Here is a 1,158-nt window from a genome sequence, read left to right as displayed (position 1 = left end):
ACAGTTATATCCCTTTACAAAGTATTTGCGCGCGCGGTAAAGAGCTGATTTTAACGTAGTCATCTGCATATTTAATAACTCCGCAATTTCTTCATATTTAAATCCAAATCCATATTTTAATAGAAGCAAATTGCGATACTTAGGATTCAATTTATTTAAAATCGCCTGACATTCAGCCGCTTCTTCATTTCTAAGCACCTGCTGAATAGGCGTATACATAACAGGCTCTTCTTTGTAAGAAGACGTATAGCGGTCTTTCACTGTTTTACGCCTTCCTAAATCACACCGTTTATTTAATGCGACGCGAAACATCCAAGCTTTTATTTTTTCAGGATCGACCATTTCTTGTTTTTCTAAATATTTTAATGCTACTTCTTGCGTAATATCTTCGGCGTCTTGTCTATTCACGCCATTTTTCAACAAATAAGCCAGCACCTGATTTAAATAATCTTGCAATTCCTCGCCGCACATAATAAGTTCTCCCTTGCTATTTTAGTTTTTCTTTTAGTTCGTTTGGCAGCTCATTTTCATTCAACATGTAAACCTGAGGAGTATCTACTTGATCTTTGTAATAAAAAGCAACAAGATAATCTCCTGTGTCTCGTAAATTAGCACGTTGAAGAAGTGTTTCTACCTGCTGATTGTTTTTTACTTTAATTGATTTCTCATCCTTCGTTAGAGGTGTAAAATCTTCTTGAAGACGATAATCATTTTTAAGATGAGAAGAATTTTTAAAGACTTCGGTTTTTTCTACGTCCTTTGGCATAAGGCGAGCACGTTCATATAAATGCTCTTTCTTCAGCCATGCTTCTACTTCGCTATATGACTTCTCCCAAGATGCTTCTTGAACATACTGTCCTTTTCCATCCATGAAATTGATTGACGCCCAGCTTTCTTTTGTGCTATACATTTCATCAAACGTTTCGTTCATCATCGACTGTTTGACTACGTGTATAAGCTCTTGCACTTTTTCTGGATTTGTAATATTAATGGAATTTGACTTTCCTGGAACAGAAAAACTTACGCTTTTAATTTTATCTGTGTTTTGTGTTCGTAAAAGCGGATGGAAATTTTCTTTATACTCTTTTGTTTCCGAAATTTCTTTATAAAAAGCTTTATAGTCTGAAAATGGAATAAAGTACTCTCGAACTATTTGCT

At 34.8% G+C, this 1,158-nt stretch carries 2 protein-coding genes; both read right to left on the bottom strand.

What is annotated here, in order from left to right; translation table 11 throughout:
- Window positions 1-471: RNA polymerase sigma factor (locus AC1DRF_RS28895; RefSeq protein ID WP_477742424.1), on the bottom strand; the 471-nt coding region annotated here is incomplete at its 3' end.
- Window positions 472-487: 16 nt separating this feature from the next.
- A partial coding sequence (locus AC1DRF_RS28890; RefSeq protein ID WP_477742423.1) for a DUF6449 domain-containing protein occupies window positions 488-1,158 on the bottom strand: 671 nt, incomplete at its 5' end.

Source organism: Priestia sp. P5_B4 (assembly GCF_056400385.1).
The sequence above is the reverse complement of the archived record's forward strand: the minus strand, read 5'-3'. Positions and strand labels throughout refer to the sequence as shown.